This is a genomic window from Burkholderia sp. MS389, assembly GCF_016899425.1.
Classification (GTDB): Bacteria; Pseudomonadota; Gammaproteobacteria; order Burkholderiales; family Burkholderiaceae; genus Burkholderia; species Burkholderia sola.
Genome location: NZ_CP045995.1, coordinates 2,192,133 through 2,218,960 on the forward strand (window position 1 = coordinate 2,192,133; position 26,828 = coordinate 2,218,960).

Below are 26,828 nucleotides of genomic sequence, written 5' to 3' on the forward strand. Positions count from 1 at the left end.
ACGCCATGGACGCGCCGCTGCCGCCGATCTCTGCCCCGATTGCCGAAACCGACACCGAAACCGCTCCAGAAGCCGAAGCCGCCGGCGAGCCGCGCGCGTCGCGCGTGCACCGGCCGGTCGCGCTCGTCACCGGCTCGACGTCGGGGATCGGGGCGGCCGTCGCGCGTCGGCTGGCGGCCGACGGCTACGCGGTGATCCTGCATTCGCGCAGCTCGGCCGACGCCGGCCGCGCGATGGCGCGCGAACTCGGCGGCGCGTACGTGCAAGCCGATCTCGCCGACGATGCCGAACGCGTGCGGCTGATCCGCGACGCGCTCGCGGTGCACGGCCGGCTCGACGTGCTCGTGAACAATGCGGGCGTCAGCCGCGTGATTCCGCATGACGACCTCTCAGCGGCCACGCCCGACGTGTGGCGCGAGATGCATGAAATCAACGTGATCGCGCCGTTCCGGCTGGTCGCCGAAGCGGAAGCCGCGCTGCGCGAGTCGGCGTCGCGCGGGCGGGCCGGGTGCGTCGTGAACGTCAGCTCGCATGCGGGCATGCGGCCGAAGGGCGCGTCGATTCCGTATGCGGCCGCGAAGGCCGCACTCAATCACACGACGCGGCTGCTCGCGCGCACGCTGGCTCCCGCGATTCGCGTCAATGCGGTCGCGCCGGGGCTCGTCGATACGCCGCTGACCGCCGACTGGACGGAAGCGCAGCAGCTCTGGCGCGAACGCGCGCCGATGCGCCGCGCGGCGACGCCGGACGATATCGCGCAGACGGTCGCGATGCTCGTCGCGTCCGATTACGTGACGGGCGAGATCGTGATGCTCGACGGCGGCTTGAATCTGACGTGATGCACTGAGGCGGTGGACACGTATGGCGTGCGTGGCAGCCGGGTCATTCGAAGGCGCTTGCGATCAGCCGAGGTTCGACCGCAGCCGCGCGAGCGCCTGATCGTGCGTGCGCTCGAACTTGAGCGGCGTGACCGAGATATACCCTTCGCCGAGCGCAACCGTTTCCGAATCCGCATCGTCGTCGCGCGGTGCGCGCGCGAGCTTCAGCCAGTGATAGTCGATCTCGCGCGGATCGCGTCCCGACACGATCTCTACACCCTGCAGCGTGCCGGCGCCCTGGTTCGTCACCTTCAGGCCACGCACGTCGTCGGCTGGCCGCGGCGGGAAATTCACGTTGAGGCACGCGTCGCTGTCCCAGCCGGCGGCGACGAGCCGGCGGATGACGTCCGGCGCATGCGCGAGCGCGGTGCCCCACGGCACCGCGTTGCGGTCGGTGAAGGCCTGGCTCAGCGCGATGGCCGGTACGCCGACCAGCATGCTCGTCATCGCCGCGCCGACCGTGCCGGAAAACACCGTTTCGGTGCCGAGGTTCGCGCCGCGATTCACGCCGGACAGTACGACGTCGGGCCGCGCGCCCTTCATCAGGTGGCTGACCGCGATCGCGACGCAATCGCCGGGCGTGCCGCGCACCGCGAAGCGCCGCTCGCCCTTGCGATGCACGCGCAGGGGTTCATGCAGGCTCAGCGAATGCGATGTGCCGCTCTGGTCCTCGGCTGGAGCCACGATCCACACTTCGCGCGCGAGTTGCGTGGCGACCTGTTCGAGTATGTCGAGGCCGGGAGCGTCGAATCCGTCGTCGTTGGTGAGCAGGACACGGTCGAACAGCGGGCGGGTTGCTTGCATCGGGGCGATCCTCGTGAAGGGCAATGGCAGCGGAGGTGCGGTGTGGCGCAATCCACAAGGCTAGCATTCCGGCGCGAGGATCGTCGTGTCGTGGAAGGTGCGTGCCGGTGCGGCAGTCCGGACCCGCTCAGCCGAGCAGGTAGCGCAGCAGGCCGGCCGACGCGACGCCGACGATGACCGTCGGCAGGATCGACAGGCGTGTCGCCGCGACGAGCGTGATCGCGAGCGCGAGCAGGTCGGCCGGGCGCGTCGACACGAACGCCGGCGCGATCACCGAGATCAGCACGCAGCCGGGCACGTTTTCCATCACCGACGCCATCCGCGGGCTCAGCGTGCGGTTGCGCAGCAGCACGTAGCCGAGAATGCGCGACAGGTAGGTGGTCGACGCCATCAGCACGATCGTCGCGACGGTGCCGAAATCCGGAAGCTCAGGCATCGCGAGGCTCCCACAGCAGCGCGGCGATCAGCCCCGCGCAGGCGCCGGCCGCGACATACCACGCACCGGGCAGCGCGAGATGGGTGGCCGCCGCGACGACGAGGCTCACGAACCACGGGCGGCTCGCACGCACGCCTTTCCACATCCCGCGCAGCAGCACCAGAAACACGGCCGTGAACGCCATGTCGAAGCCGTACTGTTCGACGTCGCCGATCGTCGGACCGACCGCCGCGCCGAGCGTCGTCATCGAGATCCACGTCAGGTAGAGTCCCACGCAGATGCCCGCGTAATAGGGCACGCTGATATGCGTGGCCGAGCGCTCGCGCGCGTCGGCGAGCGACATCGCCCAGCTCTCGTCGCACATGAAGAACAGCGCGACGAACGCGCGGCGGCGCGGCAGGCGGCGGAGGTAGGGCGCGAATGCGGCGCCCATCAGGATGTGGCGCGAATTCACGAGGAACGACATCGCGACGATCAGCGCGATGTGCGGCGGCGAGGTCCACAGATGGATCGCCGCGAATTCGGAGCCGCCGCCGAAGTTCAGGCCCGTCATCATCGGCACCTCGAACAGGCTCAGCCCTTTTTGCGCAGCCTGCGCGCCGAGCACCAGCGCGAACGGCACGAAACCCAGCATGACGGGCAGCGCCGCGCGCAAACCGCGACCCATCTCGGCGACATAGGCGGGCCTGTCGCGAAGCCCGGACGACGTTGAAACGCTACTGCTCATTACTCCTCCTTCGGGGGGGGGGATTGTCTGCTTTTTTGACTCGAATCGGGTTGCGTTGTCGCCAGATTTTTCTCAGAATTTGGCATTGAACGTGTGATATGACAATTTTTTGGAATCGGATGCCAAATGAAACTTGACGCTATCGACCGCCGAATCCTGAGCGCGCTGCAGCGCGACGGCCGCATGCAGAACGTGGAGCTCGCGCAGGAGGTCGGGCTGTCGCCGTCGCCGTGTCTGCGGCGCGTGCGGTTGCTCGAGGAAGCCGGCGTGATCGAGAAATACGTGGCCGTGCTGAACCCGGCGAAGGTCGGCAAGGGGCTGACGATCTTCACGCGCGTATGGCTGAAGGGGCAGGACGCGGAATCGGTGAACCGTTTCGCCGAGGCCGTCCAGCAGATGCCGGAAGTCGTCGAATGCCACCTGATGGCCGGCGACTGCGATTTCCTGCTGCGCGTCGTCGCGGCCGACATCGACGATTACCGGCGCTTCCAGATGGAATATCTGACGCGTATTCCCGGCGTGCTGAGCGTGAAGACCGACATTCCGATGCAGAAGGTCAAGCTCACGTCGGCGCTACCAACCTGAAGCGGGGCGGGGCGTGCGGCGATGCGTCGACGAGCGGTCATGGCACGGTGACAATCGCCCGATAAACTGACGGGGTGAGTCGCATCGCACGGATTGCCGGTGCGGTCGCACGCCGGTCGATGTGCAAGCAACTAACGGTCAATGCCGACGCGATCGGCCGAATGGCGCTGCATAGCGCGCCAGGTCGTGCGTCGCCGCGAATGCGTTTCTTCCTGTCGAGCCCTACATGCAGCCATTCAATACGCCGTGGAATTCGCTGGAAATCGTCAAGCTCGTGCTCGGCGTGCTGACGCCGTTGTCGGTCGCCTGTCTCGGCTGGCTCGTCGCGCGCCGGCTGAAGCGGCTCGAACTCGTGCAGTGGACCAATCAGCGGCTGATCGAAAAGCGGCTCGCGCTGTACGACACGGTCGCGCCGCAGCTCAATGCGCTGCTGTGCTTCTACACGTGGATCGGCTACTGGAAGGACATCTCGCCGGACGACGTGATCCGCGCGAAGCGCGACCTCGACCGCACGTTCCACATCTACCGCTACCTGTTCGACGACGACGTGTACGACGCGTATCACACGTTCATTCATGCGCTGTTCGAGATGCATACGGGGCCGGGCCGCGACGCGCGGATTCGCTCGCTGATCCAGGCGCCCGACGGCGACCGCAGCGTGCACGGCTCGTATGCCTGGAAGCCGGTGTGGTCCGAGCGTTTCGCGACCGCGAGCGTCGTGCCGAAGGACGACGTGCTGCGGCACTACACGCGATTGATGGAGCGGCTGCGCGTCGCGCTGGGGGCGACGCGCTGACGGCTTCCACGCTTCGGCGCCTTGCGCCTCGTGCCGGTATCGAAATCCGCCACCCGGCGGCGCGGATTCGCACCCTCGCGCATGAACCGGATGCGGTGCGCGGCAACGCCTGCCATGCTCGCTCCATGTTCACTTGCGCGAGGCTCGTATGGTCGTCGACACCGGCCGCCAGCCGTCTCTGGTCCGCTCGCCCGGCGCACGCCGCGGGCGCCGCTTTTCCTTCGGTTCGCCCGAATCGCATGCGATGGCGTTGCCGGTCGAACCGGAAATCGGCGACATCGTCTTCATCCGCGTCACCGTGCGGCCGTTTCTCGAAGTGGCGAGCGCGACGCGCTCATGGACGAATCACGTTGGAATCGTCGTCGGCGAGCGCGGCGGCGAGGCGCTGATCGCGGAGAGCACGTTTCCGCTATCGCGCGTCACGACGATGTCGCGGTTTGTCGCGCGTTCCGACTGCGGCGCATGCGTGGTCGCGCGGCTGACGCAGCCGCTCGATGCCGCGCAGCGACGGCGGCTCGTCGACGCGGCGAGGCGCAGGATCGGCGTGGTGTACGACACGGGTTTCAACCTCGCGTCGCGCCGGCAGTTCTGTTCGCGTTTCGTGCGCGAGATCGTGCGCGATGCCACGCGGATCGTGCTCGGCGACGTCGAGACCTTCGACATGCTGCTGCGCCGGAATCCCGGTCATCCGCTCGGCCTCTGGAGGATCTGGTACTTCGGCCGGATTCCGTGGCGTCGCCGCACGGTGACGCCGGCGAGCTTGTTCGAGAGCGACAAGTTGCGTGTCGTGGCGGATACGCGCGAGTGCAAGGCGGATGGGTGAACAAGGGGCCGGGTATTACGCATTCGCGACGGGGTTAGTTGCGCCCCGCCACCGCGAGCCGCGCCGCGAGACCCACGAATACCGACCCGAGCAGATACTGCGGCACCTTCGACGGCCGGCGGCGTGCGCCGATCCGCTGGCTCAGCCGGCTCGCGGACAGAATCACCGCGCCGTTCACGACGATGCCGATCAGGTTCAGCACCGTCGCGAGCACGAGAATCTGCACGGCGATCGAACCCTGTTCGGGCCGCACGAACTGCGGGAACAGCGCGAGCACGAACAACGCCATCTTCGGGTTCAGCAGGTTCGTCGTCAGCCCTTGGCGAAAGATCGTCGCGGTCGAGCGCTGACGTTGCGACGCGACGGGCGACAGCGCAGTCGCATCCGAACGGAATGTCTTCCACGCGAGATACAGCAGATACGCGGCGCCTGCGAAACGTACCGCGTCGTACGCGAGCGGCACCGCGACGAAGAGCTGCGACAGACCGAGCGCGGCCGCGAGCGCGTGACAGTAGGTGCCGGCCTGGATGCCCGCGAGCGTCGCGAAGCCGGCGCGCCGCCCCTGGCTCACGCTGCGGGACGCGATCAGCAACATGTCGGGGCCGGGTGTAACGGTCAGCGCGAGACACGCGCCGGAGAACAGCGCGAGCGTGGAAAAGTCGATCATGGCATTCCCTTTTGCTGGTGCGGCGTAAAAGGGAACCCAGTTTAGGAGGGCGTGCGAGGCCGGTCAATCGAGCGAACGGACGATGGCCGGACGGCACGGATCGCGTGGCGCGTGCATCGCGCATGCGCATGCGCATGCGCGGCCCGCACCCCCCTCACTGTTTGCGACAGGCCACCTGATAGTCGATCACGGTATTCGCGGATGGCCGGTCCGGCTCGCCGCCCACCGTCGTCACGCCGAGCACGCCGGCCGCGTTCCGGTAGCGCAGCGCGCAATACCCCATCCCGGTGCCCGAACACGCTTCGGCTTCGACGATGCCGTGCTTCGCGAGCGTCGCTGCGCCGTCCATCGCGTCCGGTTTCTCGCGCGGACGCAGCGGCTGCCAGCCATGCGCGATCAGTATCTTGCGTGCCGCGTCGAGCGGCTTGCCATACACGTTCGGCACGACCGCGTGGCCGTTGCAGTGTGTGCTTTCGGCGACGACGCGGGTCAGCCGCAGTTCGCCGTTGTGTTCGTGCAGCTCGCCGACGGGCGGCGCCGGGCCGTCGCCGCCCCAGATCAGCAGCGCGCCGCTTTCCAGACGATCGGCCGAGCCGAGCTGCCAGCTGGCCTTGCGTGCGGTGTAGCCGAGCGCGACGAGCGTCGTGTCGTCGAATACGCCGATATTGCCGTTGCGCGCGAAGCAGATCGCGCTCGTGCCGGCGCTGAATCCGCTCGCGAACGTGACGACCGTGTAGCGTCCGAGCGGTGCCTCGGACGTCACGATCCAGTTGCGCTGCGCGACCTCGCGGCCGGCCGCCGTGGTCGTTTTCGCGCGATATTGCGTGCAGAACGGATCGAGCGAACCGTTTTCAGGCGAGCGCGGCAGCGTGCCGAATGGCACGAGCGACGCCCCGGCGATATCGGAGCCCGTGCGCAGCGGCTCGGCCGATGCCGTGCCACCGAACGTGGCACTGGCCAATACCGCGATCGAAACGATCGAAGCAAGATGGCGGATGAGCGGTGACGCAATGGAAAGCAACACCCAGACTGTCCCCGGGGAAAGTGGAACGGGCGCGGCAATCGCGCTTTTTCGCCCGTATGTCACGGTCGCGCGCACCGCCCGGTGGCACGCCTACGTGCCGCCGCCGACTCTCAGCCGTTCGCGACGACGTCGATGCGCAGCGCGTCGCCGCCCGCGACGATCGCCAGGAGACGATCGACGTTCGGGTGAGCGCCCGGACGATTGCGTGCGTCGGCCGTATGCTCGGCGAACACCGCGAGGCCGTGTTCGGCCGACTTCGCGTCGAGCGTGCCGAACGCCTGCTTCAGATAGTGGTACACCGCGAGCGAGCCCTGCTTGCCCGGCTGGTTCTCGATGGTCGCGACCACGTCGCCGTTCGCGCCGACGAGATCGATGCGCGCGATGCCGTCGATGGCCGGCAGTTGCGCGAGGTTGTCCTTGAATACTTGAGTCGGTTGAATCACTGAAAACACTCCGTCGGTTCGGTCATCGGCCAAGGTGCGTGGCCGGCCGTATCTTATCCGATCGGCTTGGTCGCGCCGCCGCCGCACCCGTCGTACAGCGCGCCCGGCATCGCGACGCCGAATACCGCGTCGATCATCCGCGTCACGTTCGCCAGCGATGCCGCCGTGCCGACGCGTGCGGCGTCATGACCGCCCGGTACCGGTCAGCACACCCGCCTCGCGCGCGCGCTCGATGTCGGGGCTGCGATACGCGTGCTCGGGAATGTCGGCGAGCCGCGACGGATGCACCTGGCGCGGCGCCAGCCCGTAGAACTTCTGAAAGCTCATGATCAGCGGCGACCACTTGTCCGGATCGATGCGGTTCGGATGACCGTCCATCAGCAGGTCGGGGTGCGCGTGCACGCGCTGGATGCGCATCTCGAACACGCGAATGCGGCCGCGCAGGTCGGGCATGTCGTCGCCGATCCCGTATGTGGCCGCGACGACCGCCTCCATATGAACCGGGCATTCGAGCGCGCGCGGCGGCGCGACCGTTTGCGACGCGGCCTCGGTGAACCCGGCCGTGCCGAACTTGTCCGGTTCGAATACGTAGCCTTTCGCGCGCTTGCCGTCGGGCACCGGATACGTGCCGGTCGTGCGCGCGATCCGGTCCACCGCGTCCGCCTGCGCCGACGACGGCAGGTTCAGCACGCATTCGCCGGTGCGCAGCAGGTTGCGGGTGGTCTGCGAACTGGCGGCGATGCCGATCACGCCGCGCCAGCCGAGCCAGAACGCGGACGAGATCGGCGCGAGATTGGCCGTGCCGTTTTCGTTCAGCGTGCTGACCAGCACGACGGGCGTGCCGAAGTAGAGGATGTTCGGTTCGGTGACGCAATGCGGCGCATTCATGGTCGAGTCCTTCGTTGACGGGATCGGTTCTCATGCTGAACCCGTCGCGGCGGCACGGCGCTCCGAATCTTGTCGTGTCATTCCGAACGGTGCGCAAAAAGGCGCCGGCGCCGCGCCTGACCGAGCCGGCAATGCGTGGGCTTTTCCGCTACAGTAAGAAATCGAAGGCCGCGCCCGCTTTGCATCACGCGGGCGCGCGCAGTCACGTTCCGCCAACGCACACGAGGGCCTGATGGACACCGAGCAACGCTACACCGCCAACGCGCCGACCCGCGCGGAAGTCGACGCACTGGGCGGCGCAACCGTCATCGAATTCGGCGCGAACTGGTGCGGGATCTGCGCAGGCGCGCAGCCCGCGATCACGGCGTCGTTCTCCGCGCATCCTGCCGTGCGGCACCTGAAGATCGAGGACGGCCCCGGCCGTCCGCTCGGTCGCTCGTTCGGGGTGAAGCTGTGGCCGACGCTGGTATTCCTGCGCGATGGGGTCGAAGTCGCGCGCGTCGTGCGCCCCGCCGACGCGAAGCAGATCGAAGCCGACGGCTTCTCGGCGCTGGCCTGAGGTCACGACGATGCAACAGGCCATCACGCACGTCGGCGTCGATACGCGCGGCAGCGGCCTCGTCGAAGTCACGCAGCAGGTGCGTGCGTTCGTCGACCAGCAGGCGATCCGCACCGGCCTGCTCACCGTGTTCTGCCGCCATACGTCGGCGTCGCTGCTGATCCAGGAGAACGCGGATCCGTCGGTGCAGCGCGATATCGAACGCTATTTCGCGACGCTCGCGCCCGAGGACGACACGCGCTACGAGCACGACACCGAAGGCGCCGACGACATGCCCGCGCATCTGCGCACCGCGCTCACGCAGGTGCAGTTGTCGATTCCGGTCGAGCACGGGCGCATGGTGCTCGGCACGTGGCAGGGAATCTATCTGTTCGAGCATCGTCGCGCGGCGCACCGGCGCGACATCGTGCTGCATCTGATCGGCGAGTAGGCAAAGCCGGCGAGCGGGCTAGCGGACGGAAACGCAAGCGGACGGAAACGCGTAACGCCGCGCCCGCGCGCGGCTCAGGCGAGCAGCTTCTCGACGAGCGCGCCGAGTTCGCGCAGGTGAACCGGCTTCGGCAGGAACGCGTCGAACGCCCGCTTGTTCTCGCGCAGCGCCGCCGATTCATACGCGCTGACGCCGAGAATCGCCGGATGCCGGCCGTCGTCGTCGGGCTCCGCCACCGCGCGAATGCGCCGCGCCACGTCGAATCCGCTCAGGTCCGGCAGTTCGAGATCGAGCACGACGAGGTCGTAGCGGCCCGTACCGAAGCGTGCGACGCCTTCCTGCCCGGTGCCGCACAGATCGGCCTCGACGCCGAGCGCCGACAGCATCGCGCCAAGCGTCTCGCGCGCGTTGTCGTTGTCGTCGACCACCAGCGCGCGCCGGTCGCGGTGCGGCAGCACGGGCGGCAGCGCGGGCACGTCGCCGGCCGCGGTGCCGGCCGTATCGACGCCGGGCACTTCGACCGGCAGCGTCACGACGAACTCGCTGCCTTCGCCGACCGCGCTGCGCACGTCCACATGCCCGCGCAGCGTCGTCACGATTTCGCGCACGACCGCGAGCCCCATGCCGATCCCGTCCACGTGCAGCCCGACCGCGTCGTTCGCGCGATAGAACGGCTCGAAGATCTTCGACAGATGCTGCTTCGCGATGCCGGCGCCGGTATCGCGCACGGCGATCTTCACCTGCTGGCCGGCCGGCGCATCGGCGAGCGTGATCGCCACCGTGATCGAGCCGCCGGCCGTGTACTTGACCGAGTTCTCGATCAGGTTCGACAGCACCTGTCGCAGCAGCTTGCGATCGGAGCGGATCGCGAGGCCGGGCGGCTCGACGCGCTGCGTGACCGTGATCCGTTTCGTCGCGATCCGCTCGCGCAGCGGTTCGAGCGCCTCCGCAAGCAGCGGCGCGATGCCGACGGTATCCAGTTCGGCGACGCGTTTCGTCGAGCGCAGCTTGATGTAGTCGGTGAGGTCCTTGACGAGCGCTTCCAGCGACAGCGCGGAATTCTGCAGCCGCCGGATCGTCTTCAGGTTCGCGTCGGACTGCGGGCGTGCGAGCAGGATCTCGATCGATCCGCAAATCGCCTGCAGCGGCGTACGCAGTTCGTGGCTGACCATCCCGAGGAACGCGTTCTTGGCCTCGATCATCTCGAACGCGCGGTCGGACGCCTTGCGTTCCGCATCGAGCGCCGCGTTCTGCCGTTCGAGCAGGTCGTCGCGCGTGCGCATCGTATAGAACAGCAGCAGGAACAGCGCGCACAGGATCACACCGAGCACGATGCCGAGGATCAGGATCGCGCGCTGCTTGTCCTTCAATTGATGGAACGTGAAATCGCGCTGCGCCATTTCGATCGCGCGGAAGTAGTTCGCGAGGCCGTTGACCTTCGGCCAGTACGCATTGACTTCGTCGATCACCTGCCGCGCCTGCTTCGGCGAATCGCGCAGCAGCGGCACCTCGCGCTTCAGGCGCGTCATGAATTCGCCGAGCGCGTCGATCTCGTTGCGCGCGCGCGGGATGCGCAGCCAGTATTGGGACACTTCGGACGGCCGCTGCAGGAACCCGAACGACACCGACAGGCTGTCGAGCTGCATCTGCACGTGATCGAAATCGTCGTCCTCGCGCGTCGCGTAGAGAATCAGCTGCCGGTCGAAGCGCGTATAGACGTTGCGGTATTGCGCGGCGGTCCAGAACACGCCTTCACGCGGCCCCTCGAGCACGCCCTCGTTGACCGAGGTGGCAAGGAGATCCCACAGCAGGAACGCCCACGCGGCGAACCCCATGATCCACAGCGAGCCGAGGATCAGGATGATCTTTCTATTTTTCCATCGCCGCCGCGTCATGTCACTTCACGGTCAGACCGATGATCTGCCACGCGAACTTCGCTTCGCCGAGCGGCGTCTTCAGCTCGTCGGGATACTGGTCGCGCGGATACATGATCCACAGCGGGCCGTAGTTGTCGTTGCCGAGCACCTTGCCGTTCATCGTCCGCGCGAGGATCACGCCGTACCTGGCCGCATCGGACACGGGAATCGTGAACGTGTATTCGTCGATGCAGCGGAATTCGATCTGCGTGCCGTGCGCGCCGACCGTCTTCAGCACGTCGGACAGGCGCGGGCCCGTGAAGGCGGCCTTCGGCGTCCAGCTCGTCGACGTGACGATCGTATGTTGCGGCAGCGCCATCAGCGCCTGCTCGGAAAAGACGTAGGTCATCTTCCCCTGCTGGTTGCTCTTGCTGATCTTGCCGTCGACGGTGAACGTGAACGACGACGCGGCCCATGTCGCGGCGGCCATCCCGAGCAGGCAGGCCGTCAGCAGGCTTTTGGTCCAGATGGTTGAAACGCGCATGTCTTTTCCTCGGTCTGGTGATGCGTGTAGCGGGTTGTCGCGCCGGTCGCCGTTCCCGGCGCCCGGTTCTCAGTTCGTCGCCGTCGCCGTCGCCGTCGCCGCCGGCAGCGTGAGCTTCAGCTCGCGGGCGACTTCCGCGAACAGGATCGGCAGGCGCACCGGCTTTTCTTCGCAGCGCGCGTTGTAGTGCGACACGATGTGCGCGATCTCGTCCTCGCTCGCTTCGCCGGTCGAGATCTTGCCGGTCAGCAGGAAGATCGGCGCGCCGCTGTTCTCGCTCGAGCGGATGCCGCGCACGAGTTCGGCGGCCGTCTGGTCGCCGAGCATCCAGTCGAGGATGTAGCCGTCGAAATCCTCGACTTCCAGCGCCTTGCGGAAGCTCGCGCCGTCGAAGTACGGAATCGCGTTCACGCCTTTCTCGATGAAATATTCACAGACCGTTTCGGCGACGTCGTGCGAATCGTCGACCACGGCGATCCGCGCCGCATACACGTTCGGCTGCGCGGAGCGCAGCTCGATCACGTCGACCGGATACGTGCGGCCCTCGCGTGCGTGCTGGCGTTCGGTGACGATCCATTCGCCCTGCCACTGCAGCGCGACGAAGTCCGTTTCGATCTGGCTGGTGGCCTTCGTCGAGATTGCCGCGCGGCAGCGCAAGCGCTTCGATTCGATCACGAACGTCGCGTCGATCATCTCGGCCGCGGCCGGCTGCGTGCCCTTGTCGTCGAGCAGGATCGCGGGCGGCACGCCGAAGTGCGTCGCGATGTCCTGCAACTGCGACAGGTTCCACGGGATCAGGCCCTTCATCTTGCGCGTGACGACCGAGAAGCTCAGGCCGAGCACGTTCGCGATCGTCGTGTTGTGACTTCGCGGCGGAATGCCGTTCCGGTTCAGGAGATCGCGCACCTTGTTGGCGGTGATGAGATCGACGTTGGCCTGCTCGGTGGTGGACATCTCGATGGGGTCTCCAAGGGTTTTGGTGAGGAAGAGCATATCAAAGCTGACGCGTCACGCAAACTTTAAACACGCGAAGGGCCTTGACATGCCATTTTTCTCCATTATTATTGCTCACCACGTCACTATTGTTTGTCGCGTCATGTTTGGAGCGCGATGCCGGCACAGTCGGGGCAGCGAAAAGCGGCGGCAATGAAACAGTGACGGAACGATTCGAAGAGAGCCTGAGAGAGCCTAGGGATGCGTGTCGGCGTTGGCGGATGGAATTGTATCCGCTGCGCCGCGCGCAAACCGGGTACGAGCTCGCGGGGTGGAATAGCTCGAAGCATTGCGGCGCCGATAAAACTTGAGGAAAGTACCCATGTATCGCCGTTTACTCGCACCGGGGCTGCTGTTGCTGCTGGCTGCGTGCGCGCAGGATCCGTCGGTTACCGCCGGCACGGTACGGATCTGCGACGACACAGGTTGTTCCTATCGCCCTAAAGATCAGGTCTCCTATCAAAAAAGGGACGATGCGGAAGACCGGGACGATCCACGCATCGCCGCGCTCAAGCAAACCGCGAAGACCCAGCCGAAGGCCGCCTACGACCTCGGCCTGCGCTATTTCCGCGGCGACGGCGTGCGCCAGGACAGCTACCAGGCGCTCAAGTGGATGCGCGAGGCCGCCGAACGCGGCGACCTGAACGCGCAAAAGGCGCTCGGCAGTTTCTACCTGTTCGGTCTCGAGGAAATGGGCTCGGATGCGCGCGAAGCGGAGAAGTGGCTGTCGATCGCGGCCGGCCGCGGCGACAAGGAATCGAAGAAGCTGCTCGACCTTGCACGCAAGGCCAAGAAGGAAGACGAAGAAGACTGGAAATGGCGCACGCAATGGCGTGACGTCTATTACGGCTACTGGTACTCGGGCTATCCGTACTACGGCGTCTGGCAGCAGACGTACTGGTACTACTGACCGGGTATCGAGCAACGGGGCGGCAGCGGGGAGACCACCATCGCGCGCCACGCCGGGGGGCTTATCGAAGTTCGCACGAACACATAAGCCGAACAACGACGCTAATCGATCGATAACGACATGAAGACCAACCTTTCCCAACGTCTCACTCAAGGCGCGCTGGTTGCAGCGCTTGGCGCGGCCGTCGCGGGTTGCGGCGGCGTGGTGACGCCCGGCGGGCAGAACGCCGGCGTGACGGGCGCGGCGGCCGGCGGCGCGAGCGCCGGCGCCGATTCGCAACTGCAGCGCTGCCCGTCGCCGCTCGGCACGATCGCGGTCGACGACGGCCGCAACGCCGACTGGTGGGGCCAGTTCGGCAGCGCGACCAAGGTGACGAGCATCGATCCGCTGCTGCGGCTGGCGGTGCAGCAGTCGAACTGCTTCGTGATCACGTCGATCGGCAACCAGAAGAGCGACGCGCGCCTGTCGCGCATCACGCAGTTGCAGCGCAACTCGGGCGAATACCGCGCGGGCTCGAAGCAGCAGAAGGGCCAGCGCGTCGCGGCCGACTACTACATGGAACCGCAGATCGTGATCAACGATTCGCCGATCGGCGGGATCGGCAGCATGATCGGCGGGCTGATCGGCAACAGCGCGGTGGCGGCGGTGGCGGGCCACCTGCAGACGAAGGCGTCGGTGGTGACGCTGACGCTGTTCGACGTGCGCTCGGCGGTGCAGATCGCGGCGTCGGAAGGCAGCTCGACGGCGACCAACTACGGCGCGGCGCTGGGCGGCTTCGGCGGCGGGGTGGGCGGCGCGCTGGCGGGCTTCTCGTCGACGCCGGAAGGCAAGGCGACGGTCGTCGCGTTCATCGACGCGTACAACAAGATGGTCGTCGCGCTGCGCAGCTACAAGGCGCAGGACGTCAAGGGCGGGCTGGGCCGCGGTGGGCAACTGCAGGTCAATTGACGTCGCCGGGCCGGCGGGGGCCGCCGGCCGACTCCCGATTTCTGATTCTTGATGGTCGGTGCGCGCGGCGTGATTCGCGCGTACGGGCTTCGTTCGTCCTGTTCGTTTGGAAGGTGATCCCGATGAAAGCCGTTGCACTGATCGCATTGACCTGCCTCGCGCTCACCGCTTGCGGTGGCGACGACAATTCCTCGCCGGCTTCGTCAGGCGGATCGGGGACGAGCAACAACGGCGGCAGCGGCGGGACAGGCGGCACGGGTTCGGGCGGAACGGGTTCCGGCGGCAGCGGCGGTTCGGGTGGTTCCGGCGGCAGCACACTGACGTGGCGCTACGAGGCGCAGCCTGTTGCGGCCGACCAGGCGGGCTTCCTGACGCTGGTCAACAGCGAAGGCGCGAAGGGCTACCGCTATCTGGGCGACTACTTCTACAGCGCGGCCAACGGTGGCACGCAGTCGATCTTCGTGAACGACGGCACCGCTCAGACGTATACGTACCAGTTGCAAACGGCGTCGTCCGACATGACGTCCTTCGTCAACGCGGCAAACGCGCAAGGGGCGAGCGGCTACCGGTACGAAGGACCGCTCACGTACGGCGATCTCTATCGCAAGGACGGCGGCTCGTCGGCCACGTACACGTACACGACGACCGGCCTGCCGGCCGATGCGAACGCGTTCCTCACGCAGGCGAACGGCCAGGGCCAGTCGGGCTACTGGTTCGTCGGTCCGCTGATGGTCGGGGCCGCGCAGGCGAACGTATACATGAAGAACAACGCGTCGAACGCGACCTATACGTACGACGCGCTGGCGCCGACGTCGACCGTGAACGACTTCATCGCGCAGGCCAACAGCGAAGGCGCGAAGGGTTATCGTGCGAAGGGCGCGATGGCGTTCGGCACGGCGATCTCGTGGATCTACGTGAAGGACCAGACGCAATCGCCGACCTTCACGTACCAGTCGGCCGCGATCCAGTCGACCGGCGCGAGCTTCGTCCAGCAGTCGAACACGTTCGGTGCGCAGGGCTCGGCCTACCTGAGCGACCTCGCGCTCGGTTCGCCCGTGCCGGCGATGGCGTCGTTCTATTTCACGCCGAAGAACTGCACGGGCTTCCTGTGCACGACGCTGAATCCGCTCACGCAGAACTGAGCGGAAACGTCCGGCGCGGCAGCGTCGCGCGGGGCAGTCATTCGCGAATGACCTGCGCGCGTCCCATCGAGTGCCTCAGGTGCGACCCGCGATGCGTGTCCGCATCTTTTGCCGCCGGCTTGCCGGCGGCATTTCGTTTACGCGTACACCGCGCGTTGCCGTTCCCCTGCGTGACGCAGCGGCCCGGATCAGACGAAATGTCGCATCAAAGACTCGGTCAAGTTCAAAAAAATTATTCAAATTATTCAGACGAGTACTAAAAAGGACTGCATCGACTGATTTCCCCCGAGTCGTTTGGCATGATCGGGACAATTCCATCCCTTTCATTCCATCGTGACGTCCGTTCGGGCCGAGCATCCGCTCGACCGCGGAACCCGACGCGTCGTCGCGCCAGGCTATGCCGTACAGCACGCTTCAGTCCATTCGCCGCTATCAGAGCATTTCGATGTTCGGCGGCGCCATTGTCGTGACGATCCTGATCCTCGTCGCCTGCGGGCTCGGGATCGTTTCGATCGTCTACGGCTACCTGGACGGCGAGCGGCGCAATTTTCTGAACGGCGTCGAGGAAACCGTCGACGAGATTCAGGTGAGCGAGACGTCGTTCCGCAACGGCGTCGCGAATACGCAGCTGATATGGCGCGAGCTGGACCCCGCACCGGCCGACGTCGTGGACGGATTCTTCGCCAACGGCGAGCAGCTCGCGATCAAGCCGTATCCGTCGCTGGTGGTCGGTGTACCGGGCCAGACGGCGCAGCGCGACGAGGTGGCGCGCTATCTCGCGCTGTCGTTCATGCTGTCGCGCATCTGCGCGGCGAGTTCGCTCAATCGCGGGCGCACGTTGGAGGGGTACCACTACAGCACCCGCACGGGACTGTTCGGTCTCGTGCCGCATCTGTCGCGCGACAATCCGGCGCTGGCTACCGCCGATGCGCGCGCGCACGTGCTCGACGCATTGCGCATCGACTTCACACACACGCCCGAACTCGGTGCGGACGGTCGGCCGCACGTGCACTGGCTGCCGCCGTACGTCAACCCGGTGACTGGGCAGGCCCGCATCCGGATCGCCGCGGAGGCGCGTGCCGACGGCCGGCCGTTCGCGGTGCTCGTGACCGAGTATGCGCCCGAGTATCTGCTGTCGTGGCTGCAGGATCGTCATGCGACCGGCGTGTTCTTCATCACGGCCGCCGACAACCGGCTCATCACGGTCGATCCCGCCGTCGAGCGCACGCAGGCGCTCGATGCGCGTCTGCTCGAGCTGGACGTCGCGCACGGGCTCGCGGCGCCGGCCGAGGCGATGTTCCGCGACGGCACGATCGTGTTCCGCGGTCCGCTCGGCGCGACCGGCTGGACGATCGCCTATATGCTGTCGTGGGCCGACGTCGCGGCCGCGATCGGCGTGCAGGCCGGTGCGCTCGTCGCGGCATCGCTGCTGGCGATCGCGGTGATGTGGCTGTTGCTCATGCGTTTCTACCGGCGCGTGCTCGTGCCCGTCTACGCGCGCTCGGCCCGCGTGTTCGACAGCGAGGATCTGTGCCGCAGCGTGATCGGGATGGCGCCGGTCGGCATCGGGCTCGTGTCGCTGTCCGATCGCCGCGTGATCCTGGCGAGCGACGTGCTGGCGCAGATGCTCGTGCCGTACGGTGGCAATCCGCAGGCGCTGACCGCGCAGGTCCTCGCGCAATACGAGGTGTTCGTCGCGGACGGCGGGGCGGGCAGGACGATGATGACCGAACTCGTGCTCGACGCGCACGGCGCCTCGCCGCTGCATCTGGAGGTCATTGCGCACGGCGCCCGTTACCAGGGCGAGGACGTGATGATCGCGGCCTTCGCCGATACGTCCGCCCAGCGCCGGCTCGTGCATCAGCTCGAGGAAGCCGTGCGCGCGGCCGATTCGGCGAATGCAGCCAAGTCGTCGTTTCTCGCCGCGACGAGCCATGAGATCCGCACACCGCTGAATGTGATCCTCGGCAACCTCGAGCTGCTCGAGCGCACGGCGCTCGATGCCTCGCAGCAGAGTCGCGTACAGACGCTGCGCGCATCGGCCGAGGGCCTGCTCGCGATCGTCAGCGATATCCTCGATTTCTCGAAGATCGAGGCCGGTGCGATGTCGGTCGAGTCGATCGAGTTCGACGTGATCGCCGTGATGGAGCGCCAACTGGCCGCGTTCGCGTCCGTGACGAAGGCGAAAGGGTTACCGCTGTTTGCCGATATCGATGCGAGCGACGCGCAGCGCATGCGCGGCGATCCGACGCGGCTCGCACAGGTGGTCGGCAACCTGTTGAGCAACGCGATCAAGTTCACGAGCGAAGGGCGCGTCGTCGCGCGCGTGGCGGTGGGACGCAACGCGCGCGGCGCGCCCGAGCTCGCGATCGGCATCGAGGATACGGGCATCGGGATCGATCCCGCGCAGCAGGCGAGGCTGTTCAAGCCGTTTTCGCAGGTCGACGCGTCGATCACGCGGCGCTACGGCGGCACGGGGCTCGGGCTCGCGCTGTGCGATCGGCTGGTCGCGGCGATGGGCGGGACGATTTCGGTCGACAGCGCACCGCGCGTCGGCAGCCTGTTTACCGTTCGCCTGCCGTTGCGCATGGCCATTGCGCCGAAATGTCCGGTCGGCGCGGGCGCCGGGCAGACGCTGATCGTCGTGTCGCCGGAGGATGCGTGGCGCACGTTCGCGTTTCCCCATCTGCGCGCATGGGGTTTCGATGTCGCGATGCATCCGAGTCCGATCGGAATGGCCGCCGGGTGCCTCGCGCGTGCTCACGCGATCGTGCTCTTCGGCGATTCCGATCGATGGCGGCGCGACGAGCTCGACAGCCTCGGAGGGGGTACGCCGATCGTGCTGGCCACCCCAGACGGCCCGCTGCAGCCGGACGTTGCGGGCCGCACGATTCGCGTGTCGAGCTATTCGCTGAGCGGGCTGCGCACGGCGATCGGGCAGGCGCGGGTCGCGACGGCGGAATCGCGGCGCGGGACGCGTGGCGCTGCGGATGCCGGCCGGCGGGCGGTGCCGGCGGTGCCGGCATCCGATGCGCGCGGGCTGAGGGTGCTGGTTGCCGACGATACGTCGGTCAACGGCTCGATCTTCCGCGAACAGCTCGACGTGCTTGGCCATACGGTCCGCTGCGTGTCGTCCGGCGCGGCGGCGCTCGATACGCTGGCGAACGGTGCATGGGAGGTGCTGCTGCTCGGCGCCGACCTGCCCGACATGCCGGCCCGTGAACTGGCGGAGGTCGTCCATGCGCGCGCGCTGCCGTGCGACATGATCGCCGTGGTATCGCACCTGGGGCCGGACGACGCAAGGCGTTATGCGGTATCGAACGTCGAATGCGTGTTGACCAAGCCCGTGACGCTGGCGGACCTGCGCCGCAGTCTGGCGCGCATCGCGCGGCGGCGCGGGACGGGCGCGCCCGCCGAAGCGGCAGACAGGCGACGGGCATCGGATGCGATGGCCGCAACGGTGGATTGGCCGGGACGATAAGAAAACGACACGCGAAGGCAGCGCAGACCGCCGGCGTCAAACAGGGAAGGCAGACACGCGGCATCGTGCCGGTGCCGCGTGATTTCGACTGAAGAAGGAAGGGTAAGGCCGTGCGCTATATAGGAAAGGTGTTCGGGCTGCTGCTTGGATTCGCGACGTTGCCGGAGAAATCCAGACGGGATTTCCTCACGAAGCTGAACGAATTCATGATGATGTCGCCGTCGCAGAAGCGGCGGGCCATCACCGAGTGGCAGCACGCCGCGGGCGATGGAGCGGATGAACCGGGCAAGTCAGTGGACAAACGATAGACAGGCTGCGGCTCGGGCCACCCCCCAGGGCAGAACGGATCGACGGCGTTGGGGCGCCGTCGATTGGGCGTGCATGGGCGGCGGATCGCCGAAAGGGTCTGCCGCGGCAAGGCCGTGCCCGGTCACGGCGGATGGCGAGGCGACTATTGCGTCGAGCCCCGGCCGCTGTGCGTGGCCGCACGCCGGTGCTCCCGGTCGCACTCCGTCGCATTGAGGCAACGCAGAACCCGCCTATTATCTTAAAATTACGCTGCGCACCGCCCGGTTCGCTGAACACCGCAACGCGATCGTGTTGCGAGATGGATTCGAATCCCGGCGCGTCGCACAACATGGCACGTCGGGCCGCGTGTATCGGGAGAAGAATAGAGATGGATGAATTTTTTGTGCGAGTGATGGTGGCAGACGATCATCCATCGTCCGCACTCGGGATGTCGCAGGCACTCGCGGGCAGCAGCACGATCAGGCTGCTCGGTACTGTCTCGAATTCGACCGACCTGGTGGCGATGCTCGACGAGCAGCAGAGCGACGTGCTCGTCGTCGACTACGTGATGCCCGGCGGCAAGTATGGCGACGGTCTCGCGTTGCTGTCGTTTTTGCAGCGCCGCTATCCCGCGCTTCATCTCGTGACGATCACGATGATCGACAACCCGAGCGTGCTGCATGCGATTCAGCGGCAGGGTGTCGGATGCATCCTCAGCAAATCCGACGCGATTTCGCATCTGGTTGGCGCGGTACACGCCGCTTACGTCGGCGCGAATTATCTGTCTCCGTTCGTCAAGCAATTGCTGGAGGGCACCGAGTCGTCGTCGGGCACACGGGTGCTGACGGCCCGCGAGATCGAAGTCGTGCGACTTTACGGGGCCGGCCTGACGGTGGGTGAGATCGCCGTTCAGCTTCACCGCAGCAAGCAGACGATCAGTTCGCAGAAGTCGAGCGCGATGAAGAAGCTCGGCATCGTGCGCGATGCCGACCTGATCCGCTACGCCAGTGAAGGCAAGCTCCCGGACATGCCCGGCGCCGACGCGCCGGCGCACGGCGAATAGCGGCATGCGATGCGCGATCCGGTGTCGGTTCCGGCGGCGAGCAACGGCTGCCGGCACACGTTTCGGCACGCGATAGTCGATGCCCGCCAAACTGAAGCGATTCGCCAGCCAGGTCGCCCATGCCGGCCGCAAGCCGTTCGATCCCGGCCGGGTGCGCCGTCAGCAGCAGTTCCTGCTGTATGGCGGCGGGATCGCGGTCACGCTGTTCATTCTGATTTGCGCCGCGCTTGTCGTGCGGCTCGACGTGCAGGACTATCGCGCGCAGGCGCGCTCGACTTTCCTGTACCGGGAAGCGCAGTTCTTCGGGAGCATGCAGGCGGCCGACATGGTGCTGGCGACCTACGGGAGCCGGATCGAGCAGCTCTGGAATCAGGGCGCACGGCCGTCGCCCGACGCGCTGACACAATTCTCGGCGGCGGGCGGTGTGCTGGGCGCAAGCAACGGCGCGGGTGGCGAGACGCTACTCGCCTTGGCGGAAATCACGCCGGATCGCCCCGCCGCATCGTATGCTGGCTATCTCGGTGCGTTGCTCGGCCTGTTCCGGAAGGACGACCGGTTGGTCCCGACGCAACCCTCTGCGCTTACATCCGACACCGAACCGTTCGGTGGCTACCTGATCGGGCTCGATGGCCGGTTTCTCGCCGTCGTGGGGCCGGGGCTCGTCGCACGCGCCCGTTCGCTCGGGCCGGGCATCGATCTGACGGCGCTGATTGCCCGGACGATGCCGACCGGGGTCGCGAAACAGAAGGCGTTCATTCAGAGCCGGCTGGTCATGCTCGATCGCCGTTTCGACCCGTTGTCCGGACGGGACGTCGTGCGGTTCGCGCGTCGGCTCGACGACGCGGCCGGACGGCCGTTCGGATGGCTCGTCGTCAACGGGGCGTACCGGGTCGACGATGCGATGGTGCCGCGTTCCGACGATGAGGACGTCGCGGTCGTCGACGCGCGCGGGAACATCGTCTTCGGGCGCGAGCGCGACCCGGCGATGATCGAGCGCGCGCTGCGCGACGCGCGCGAACCGTTAGGCGAAAACGTGGCCGTGCGACGGCGCGGCGCGCGCTTCATCGTCTACGATCGCTTGCCCGGGTCCAGCCTCGTCGTGATGACGACTTTCTCGTGGCGCAGCGTATTGACGGCAACCCTCGTCAGCTTGAGCGTCACGCTCGGCGCCGCGCTGTTCGGCATCGTGCTGCTCTGGTCGACGATCGTGCTGTTCGATCGCCGCGCGCTGCGTCCGGCGAACCGGCGCGCGATCCGCCTGATCGAGAGCGAGGCATTCAACCGGACGCTGATCCGCCACGCGCCGGCCGGGTTGCTGCTGCTGTCGGTGGCGGACGGCGAGACGATGCTGCGCAACGATGCGGTGCTCGCATACGACCGCGGCGTGCCCGGGCTGTCGCTCGGCAAGCGCATCTGGCAGGCCTACCGCGAGCGCCACGCGGGCAGCAGCGCCCGGCGCGGCGTCATGCAGCACGAACTGGCGATCGAGCACCCGGATCACGACACGGTCTATCTGGCGGCACAGGTCGTGCGAACCCGGTTCCGTGGCGTCGATGTGTTGCTGTGCACCTTGACCGACGTCACCGCCCGCAAGCTGACGGAAGACAAACTGAAGGAAGCGCGCATGGCGGCGGATGATGCGAACAAGGCGAAATCGACGTTCCTCGCGACGATGAGCCACGAGATTCGCACGCCGCTGAACGCGATCGTCGGCAACCTCGAGCTGATGGCGCGCGCCACGCTGCCGTCGATGGAGCAGCGCCGGCTGCAGACGGTCATGTCGTCGTCGGATGCGTTGCTGCGCGTGATCAACGACGTGCTCGATCTGTCGAAGGTCGAATCCAACCAGATGGCGCTGGAAGCGGTTCCGTTCGATGTGCGTGCCGTTCTGCACGACGTCGCGGCGATCTTCCGCCCGCTCGCGGACGCGAAGCATCTCGCGCTCGAATGCCGGATCGCGCCGGAACTGGCCGACGGCTACGTCGGCGACCCGAGCCGCCTGCGTCAGATCGTGTCGAATCTCGTCAGCAACGCGATCAAGTTTACCGAGCACGGCAGCGTGACGATCGATGCGCGCTTGGCCGGCGCATCGGGCGACCGGCGCGGCGTCGAGATCGCGGTGCGCGATACCGGGATCGGCATTCCTCCGGAAGGCCTGCCGACGTTGTTCGATGTGTACGTTCAGACCGATCCGTCGATCTACCGGCGCTTCGGCGGCACGGGGCTCGGGCTGCCGCTTTGCCGGCGTCTCGTGCGGCTGATGCAGGGCGATCTGACCGTCGCGAGCCGGCCAGGCTCGGGCACGACGTTCACGGCGTCGCTGCCGCTGTCCGACGCGCCGCACGGGTGGCGGGCCGCGTTCGACGAGCCGGAACCCGGGGCGCCGCCGCTGCCGATCCTTGCGGACGACGAGACCCCGCTGCGCGTGCTCGTGGCGGAGGATCATCCTGCGAGCCGCACGCTGCTGCGCGATCAGCTGGATGCGCTGCATTGCGACGCCACGCTCGTCGCGAATGGCGTCGAGGCGATGCGTGCGTACTTCCAGCAGCCGTTCGACGTGGTGCTGACCGATCTCGGCATGCCCGAACTCGACGGCTTCGCGCTCGCGAATTTCCTGCGCGAGCAGGGTGCGACCGTGCCGGTGATCGCGATGACCGCGCATGCGACCGACGAGGACCGGCGCCGCTGCGTGCAGGTGGGGGCGGTGGAAGTCGTGCTCAAGCCGTTGTCGATCGATGCGCTCGAGGCGGTGTTGCGTCGGCACGGGGGGCGTGGTGCGGCGGAGACCGGCGCTCGTCCGGCCGATTTCAGCGGTCGAACGCCGCCGGTGATGACCGACGAAATCCGCGAGAAATTGCGGGCTGCGACGCTGCGCTCGCTCGCGGCGATTGACGAGGCGCTGCCGCGCGGCGACGCCGTTCCTGTCAGGATCGAGCTGCACTCGATGCGGGGCGGCTTCGCGCTTGCCGACAATACCGAAGCGCGCGACGCCTGCGCAGCCATGGAGCGTATCGTGAACGAGGGCGGAGCCGAGGCGCTCCGGGCTCACTGGGTTGCGTTCCGCAGCGAGATCGAACGGCATCTCGAGCGTTGACTCCGGGGCGCAGCCGTTCGGCGCTCAGGCCAGGTCTGGCCGAAGCCCGCGCGTGGCCGCACGACTGATAACTCATCGTAAAGGTCGGCACTGCAAATGCCGTGGCGACCTTTACGATGAGCTACCAGTAAGGTGGCGGGCCGGTTTCGAATGGCCCGGACCGGAAACGAGATGGCCGGCAGTTTCGTCGAAGCCGCCGGCCATTGATTTTTCCGCCCCCCACTTTTGAAACGAGCGGGGGCCGTCACGCCAAACCCTACGGTTTCAACGCACCATTATCAGTCGACGGGACCGTACTGCCACCGCCCGTCGATCTTGCCGAAACTCATGCCGACCGTCGAATAGGGCTGGCCCGGGCCGCTGGCCGAGCTGGTTTCGATGTGGCCGCTCTCCGTATTGAACCCCACCAGTCGGCCCCAGTAAAACGGACCGTAGACCGGCGACACCAGGTTCAGACGGCTGCTCGACGTCGAGGCCCGGATCGTGCCGGCGTTTTCACCGACCAGGCCGCCCAGGTTCGAACGGGTGCCCGCAATCGTGCCGGTGGACGATGCATCCTCGATGAGGGCGTCCTTGTCGTTCAGGCCCGCCAGGCCGCCGACGTTCGAGTCGTCCGCCGCAGCATTGCCCGACGCCGACGCATGACGCACGATCGCCTTGTTGCCGCGGTTCGCGCCCACCAGTCCGCCGGCACGGCTACCGTTGCCGGCCGTCACGTCGACGGCGGCCTGCACGGTGTCCAGCAGCCCCGTGTTCAGGCCCACGAGCCCGCCAACGTCGCTCCCATCTCCTGCGCTTGCCTTGCCTTTGGCGCGCGCGTTCGACACGGTGCCGTCGTTGGTACCGACGAGCCCGCCCACGTGGCTGTTGCGGCCGGCCTTCACCGTGGCCGTGGCGTGCGCGTTGCGGATCGTGCCGCGGTTCGCGCCGGCCAGGCCGCCGACATGGCCGCTCGCGAGGTCGGTCACGTCACCGGTCGAGCGCACGTCGTCCAGCGTGCCGCGCGCGTTTTCGCCGATGAAGCCGCCGATCGCCTTCGCACCGGCGGCCGTGACCGAGCCGGAGGCGGACGCGTTCGCGATCGTGCCGCCGTCGCGGTTCTTGCCGACGAAGCCGCCGACATACCCGCCTTTGCCTGCCGTGACCGTGGCGGAGGTCGACGCGTCGCGAATCGTGCCGTAGTTGACGCCGACGAAGCCGCCGGTGCTCGTGTTGTCGCGACCGGACACGCGCCCGCCGCTCGACGAGCGAACGATGCGGCCGCCGTTCATCCCGACGAGCCCGCCGGCACTCTGCACGTCAGGGTTGAACTGCTGGTCGAGCGGGATGCCGGGGCGGCCGGCGAGCGTGACGTCGGCGAAGGCTTCGCTGTCGGCGATCGTGCCGACGTTGGAGCCGACCAGCCCACCCACGATGAACGCGTTGTTGCTGCCGGATACGCGCCCGGCGAAGCGCGCGCGATCGATGGTCCCGACGTTCCGGCCGACGAGGCCGCCCATCTGGACCGTGTCGCTGCCGTTGTACGACACGCTCATGTTTTTCGCGGTGACGTTGGTGATGCGTCCGCCCAGATTGTCGCCGACGAGGCCGCCGACGAACGCAGCGCGGGCGGCCGAGGTGCCGTCGACGACGAGCGAATCGAGCGTCAGGTTCGCGAGCGTGCCGCTGCTTTGCCCGAACAGGCCGATGTTCGGGCCGGTGTTGGTGATCGACAGCCGGCTGATCGTGTTGCCGAGGCCGTCGAACACGCCGTGGAACGCGCGGTCGCCGCCGATGCTGCGGAAGCTCGCGTTCGCGCCGTCGATCGTGTTGCCGATCACGTAGCGGCCGCCCAGGTTCGCATCGATGCTGCGCAGGTCGGCAACGGTATGCAATACCTTGTAGTCCTCGCCGTTCGCGCGGAACGACGCGTTGTCGCCGGACAGCGTCACGACGGCTTTGTCGTTCAGCGTATGACCGTTCTTCGCGTTGAGCTCGAGGTGCGCGTTGCGGCCGGTGAGCTTGACTGCTTCGTTGATACGGATCTTGTCGGCGGCATTGACGTTCAGGCTGGCGTTGGCGCCAGTGGCGGACAGCGCCTCCTGCAGATCGACGTTGCCCTTCTGCGAGGTCAGCGTGAGCGAGCGGTCGCTGTTCCAGGCGACCGGGCCGCTAACCGTCAGGTCGCCTTGCGTGTTGGTCAGTGCGACGTTGGTGGTGCCGAGGTTGAGCGACAGCGTGTCGGCGTCGATCGACGCGCCGTCCGGATAGAGGCTGTCGGCCTGGTTGCGTGCGACGCCCGCGTTGGCGGCTTCGACGGTCCAGGTGCCGGCGGTGTCGCCGGCGCGCGTGTCGACTGTGGTGTCGCGTGCGACGCGAACCTGTTCGCCGCGCGTGATGACGGAGCCGGCCGGTGCGCCGGCTTCGGCCGCGCTCGTATCGAGCTTGCCAGCGACCTTGACGGTGCCGCCGTCGAGCGTGATCTTGCCGGCGCGGTTGGCGAGGCCCTTCGCTTCGATCGTGCCGGTGTTGTTGACCACGGCGTTCAGCAGGTTGCCGGCCGCGTGCGCGGTCATCAGCACTTCGCCGCCGTCGGCTTTCAGCAAACCGCCGTTGGTGGCCTGCGCGTCGACCGCACCGCCCTCGACCTGCAGGCTGAGCAGGTCGTTGCCGTCGAAGTTGACCTTGAACGCGTTGCCGGCGCCGAGCGCGACGCGGCCCATCTTCGCCTGGATCACGCCGTTGTTGGACACGCGCGCGCCGAGCAGCGCGACGCTGCCGCCGTCGGCGGCGGTGATGTGGCCGTCGTTGACGATCGACGCGGTGGAGTGACCGGAGAAGCGATAGTTGCCGGCGAGGAAGTCGGCGTCGGCGATGTTCTGGGTGGACGCGACGAGGCCGCCGACGTTGATCTGCGCGCCGGAGCCGAACAGCACGCCGTTGGGGTTGACGAGGAAGACCTTGCCGTTGGCGTCGAGCTGGCCCTGAATCTGGCTGCCGTTGTTGCCGACCACGCGGTTCAGCGCGATCGACTGCTTGCCGGGTTGATGGAACGCGACGCGCTCGTTGCCGGCGATGCTGAAGTCGTTCCAGTTGGTGATGAGCTTGTCGGTGTGCTGGTTGATGGACATCGACTTGCCGTCGTTTTCGCGAATGATGTCGGCCTTGCCGGCGGTGATGTTCTCGCCGGTGGGCAGTGCGAAGGCGGGCATCGCGGTGAAGCCAAGCAGGGAGAGGACGGCGGCGGCGCGCTTGGCGCTGCCGGGCTTGGCGCGGCGGCGCGCGGTTTCCCCGACTGCGCTCCAGCATCCCTGGGTCTGGTTCCAGACCAATGCGTAGGTCTTGTTCATCGTTTCGTTATCCAGATTGAGTTTCATGAACCCGGCCGACCGTGAAGGCCGGTCGACCGAGGGTGACAACCGGCGGCCTCGCGGCCGCCGGCTACGAGCGGACAGGCCGCTCGCAACAGG

24 protein-coding genes are annotated in these 26,828 nt (G+C 67.1%); 13 read left to right on the top strand and 11 right to left on the bottom strand.

Translation table 11 applies throughout. From position 1 onward, the window contains the following. The first annotated feature begins 5 nt into the window (after positions 1 to 5). A complete protein-coding gene (locus GJG85_RS26220; RefSeq protein WP_089489997.1) occupies positions 6 to 839 on the top strand; it encodes an SDR family oxidoreductase in 834 nt (277 codons plus the stop codon). Between the two features lie 63 nt (positions 840 to 902). On the opposite strand, the gene surE is transcribed toward GJG85_RS26220, so the two are convergent. From surE to GJG85_RS26235, 3 genes are all read right to left on the bottom strand, one after another. Next, complete coding sequence (gene surE / locus GJG85_RS26225; RefSeq protein ID WP_050017890.1) at positions 903 to 1,682, bottom strand: 5'/3'-nucleotidase SurE; 780 nt, start codon at positions 1,680 to 1,682, stop codon at positions 903 to 905. A 127-nt stretch (positions 1,683 to 1,809) separates the two neighbouring features. After that, entirely contained in the window at positions 1,810 to 2,118 is a 309-nt protein-coding gene (locus GJG85_RS26230; RefSeq protein ID WP_050017889.1) for an AzlD family protein, read from the bottom strand. Continuing rightward, positions 2,111 to 2,845 carry an AzlC family ABC transporter permease gene (locus GJG85_RS26235; RefSeq protein WP_050017888.1) on the bottom strand — a complete coding sequence of 245 codons (735 nt, stop codon included), beginning with the start codon at positions 2,843 to 2,845 and terminating at the stop codon, positions 2,111 to 2,113. The genes GJG85_RS26230 and GJG85_RS26235 overlap by 8 nt, the downstream gene beginning before the upstream one ends. Before the next feature lie 126 nt (positions 2,846 to 2,971). On the opposite strand from GJG85_RS26235, the gene GJG85_RS26240 reads away from it, so the two are divergent. From GJG85_RS26240 to GJG85_RS26250, 3 genes are all read left to right on the top strand, one after another. Then, positions 2,972 to 3,430, top strand: a complete 459-nt coding sequence (locus GJG85_RS26240) for an Lrp/AsnC family transcriptional regulator (protein ID WP_039322714.1) — start codon at positions 2,972 to 2,974, stop codon at positions 3,428 to 3,430. Between the two features lie 226 nt (positions 3,431 to 3,656). Next, positions 3,657 to 4,226 (top strand): hypothetical protein, encoded by a 570-nt coding sequence (locus GJG85_RS26245; RefSeq protein ID WP_050017887.1) that lies wholly within the window; start codon positions 3,657 to 3,659, stop codon positions 4,224 to 4,226. 148 nt (positions 4,227 to 4,374) lie between these two features. Continuing rightward, on the top strand, positions 4,375 to 5,049 hold the full coding sequence (locus GJG85_RS26250; protein WP_124639183.1) for a YebB family permuted papain-like enzyme: 675 nt from the start codon (positions 4,375 to 4,377) through the stop codon (positions 5,047 to 5,049). 34 nt (positions 5,050 to 5,083) lie between these two features. On the opposite strand, the gene GJG85_RS26255 is transcribed toward GJG85_RS26250, so the two are convergent. The 4 genes from GJG85_RS26255 to GJG85_RS26270 all read right to left on the bottom strand — a co-directional run bounded on the left by GJG85_RS26255 (position 5,084) and on the right by GJG85_RS26270 (position 8,071). Further along, positions 5,084 to 5,716, bottom strand: coding sequence for a LysE family translocator (locus GJG85_RS26255; RefSeq protein WP_124639182.1), 633 nt, complete (start codon positions 5,714 to 5,716; stop codon positions 5,084 to 5,086). A 154-nt stretch (positions 5,717 to 5,870) separates the two neighbouring features. After that, complete coding sequence (locus tag GJG85_RS26260) at positions 5,871 to 6,740, bottom strand: PASTA domain-containing protein (protein WP_204383988.1); 870 nt, start codon at positions 6,738 to 6,740, stop codon at positions 5,871 to 5,873. Between the two features lie 110 nt (positions 6,741 to 6,850). Continuing rightward, positions 6,851 to 7,183 (bottom strand): DUF2322 family protein, encoded by a 333-nt coding sequence (locus GJG85_RS26265; protein ID WP_050017883.1) that lies wholly within the window; start codon positions 7,181 to 7,183, stop codon positions 6,851 to 6,853. 183 nt (positions 7,184 to 7,366) lie between these two features. Continuing rightward, positions 7,367 to 8,071: a flavin reductase family protein gene (locus tag GJG85_RS26270; RefSeq protein WP_204383989.1), complete on the bottom strand. Its 705-nt coding sequence runs from the start codon at positions 8,069 to 8,071 to the stop codon at positions 7,367 to 7,369. 232 nt (positions 8,072 to 8,303) lie between these two features. Here GJG85_RS26270 and GJG85_RS26275 point away from each other — a divergent pair, with 232 nt between their 5' ends. Further along, positions 8,304 to 8,630 (top strand): thioredoxin family protein, encoded by a 327-nt coding sequence (locus tag GJG85_RS26275; RefSeq protein ID WP_069620320.1) that lies wholly within the window; start codon positions 8,304 to 8,306, stop codon positions 8,628 to 8,630. A 10-nt stretch (positions 8,631 to 8,640) separates the two neighbouring features. Next, positions 8,641 to 9,060 carry a secondary thiamine-phosphate synthase enzyme YjbQ gene (locus tag GJG85_RS26280; RefSeq protein WP_124556754.1) on the top strand — a complete coding sequence of 140 codons (420 nt, stop codon included), beginning with the start codon at positions 8,641 to 8,643 and terminating at the stop codon, positions 9,058 to 9,060. A gap of 74 nt (positions 9,061 to 9,134) precedes the next feature. On the opposite strand, the gene atsR is transcribed toward GJG85_RS26280, so the two are convergent. The 3 genes from atsR to GJG85_RS26295 form a co-directional block, all read right to left on the bottom strand. Beyond that, entirely contained in the window at positions 9,135 to 10,955 is a 1,821-nt protein-coding gene (atsR, locus tag GJG85_RS26285) for a hybrid sensor histidine kinase/response regulator AtsR (RefSeq protein ID WP_204383992.1), read from the bottom strand. A gap of 1 nt (position 10,956) precedes the next feature. Beyond that, positions 10,957 to 11,460: a molybdopterin-dependent oxidoreductase gene (locus GJG85_RS26290; protein WP_050017878.1), complete on the bottom strand. Its 504-nt coding sequence runs from the start codon at positions 11,458 to 11,460 to the stop codon at positions 10,957 to 10,959. Positions 11,461 to 11,529: 69 nt separating this feature from the next. After that, the gene (locus tag GJG85_RS26295) at positions 11,530 to 12,414 is read right to left on the bottom strand and encodes a helix-turn-helix domain-containing protein (protein ID WP_089490004.1); all 885 of its coding nucleotides are present in this window, start codon (positions 12,412 to 12,414) and stop codon (positions 11,530 to 11,532) included. 361 nt (positions 12,415 to 12,775) lie between these two features. Here GJG85_RS26295 and GJG85_RS26300 point away from each other — a divergent pair, with 361 nt between their 5' ends. The 7 genes from GJG85_RS26300 to GJG85_RS26330 all read left to right on the top strand — a co-directional run bounded on the left by GJG85_RS26300 (position 12,776) and on the right by GJG85_RS26330 (position 23,379). Continuing rightward, positions 12,776 to 13,363: an SEL1-like repeat protein gene (locus GJG85_RS26300; RefSeq protein WP_089490233.1), complete on the top strand. Its 588-nt coding sequence runs from the start codon at positions 12,776 to 12,778 to the stop codon at positions 13,361 to 13,363. Between the two features lie 120 nt (positions 13,364 to 13,483). Beyond that, positions 13,484 to 14,311, top strand: coding sequence for a hypothetical protein (locus GJG85_RS26305; RefSeq protein WP_124655273.1), 828 nt, complete (start codon positions 13,484 to 13,486; stop codon positions 14,309 to 14,311). Positions 14,312 to 14,433: 122 nt separating this feature from the next. After that, positions 14,434 to 15,453 carry a hypothetical protein gene (locus GJG85_RS26310; protein WP_124594911.1) on the top strand — a complete coding sequence of 340 codons (1,020 nt, stop codon included), beginning with the start codon at positions 14,434 to 14,436 and terminating at the stop codon, positions 15,451 to 15,453. Positions 15,454 to 15,850: 397 nt separating this feature from the next. Further along, the gene (locus tag GJG85_RS26315; RefSeq protein WP_050018238.1) at positions 15,851 to 18,934 is read left to right on the top strand and encodes an ATP-binding protein; all 3,084 of its coding nucleotides are present in this window, start codon (positions 15,851 to 15,853) and stop codon (positions 18,932 to 18,934) included. Positions 18,935 to 19,053: 119 nt separating this feature from the next. Continuing rightward, a complete protein-coding gene (locus tag GJG85_RS26320) occupies positions 19,054 to 19,242 on the top strand; it encodes a hypothetical protein (protein ID WP_205781944.1) in 189 nt (62 codons plus the stop codon). A 368-nt stretch (positions 19,243 to 19,610) separates the two neighbouring features. Further along, positions 19,611 to 20,285 (top strand): response regulator, encoded by a 675-nt coding sequence (locus tag GJG85_RS26325; protein WP_050018240.1) that lies wholly within the window; start codon positions 19,611 to 19,613, stop codon positions 20,283 to 20,285. A 79-nt stretch (positions 20,286 to 20,364) separates the two neighbouring features. After that, on the top strand, positions 20,365 to 23,379 hold the full coding sequence (locus GJG85_RS26330) for a hybrid sensor histidine kinase/response regulator (RefSeq protein ID WP_050018241.1): 3,015 nt from the start codon (positions 20,365 to 20,367) through the stop codon (positions 23,377 to 23,379). 278 nt (positions 23,380 to 23,657) lie between these two features. On the opposite strand, the gene GJG85_RS26335 is transcribed toward GJG85_RS26330, so the two are convergent. Beyond that, positions 23,658 to 26,708, bottom strand: a complete 3,051-nt coding sequence (locus GJG85_RS26335; RefSeq protein ID WP_204383994.1) for a GLUG motif-containing protein — start codon at positions 26,706 to 26,708, stop codon at positions 23,658 to 23,660. Positions 26,709 to 26,828: the final 120 nt, after the last annotated feature.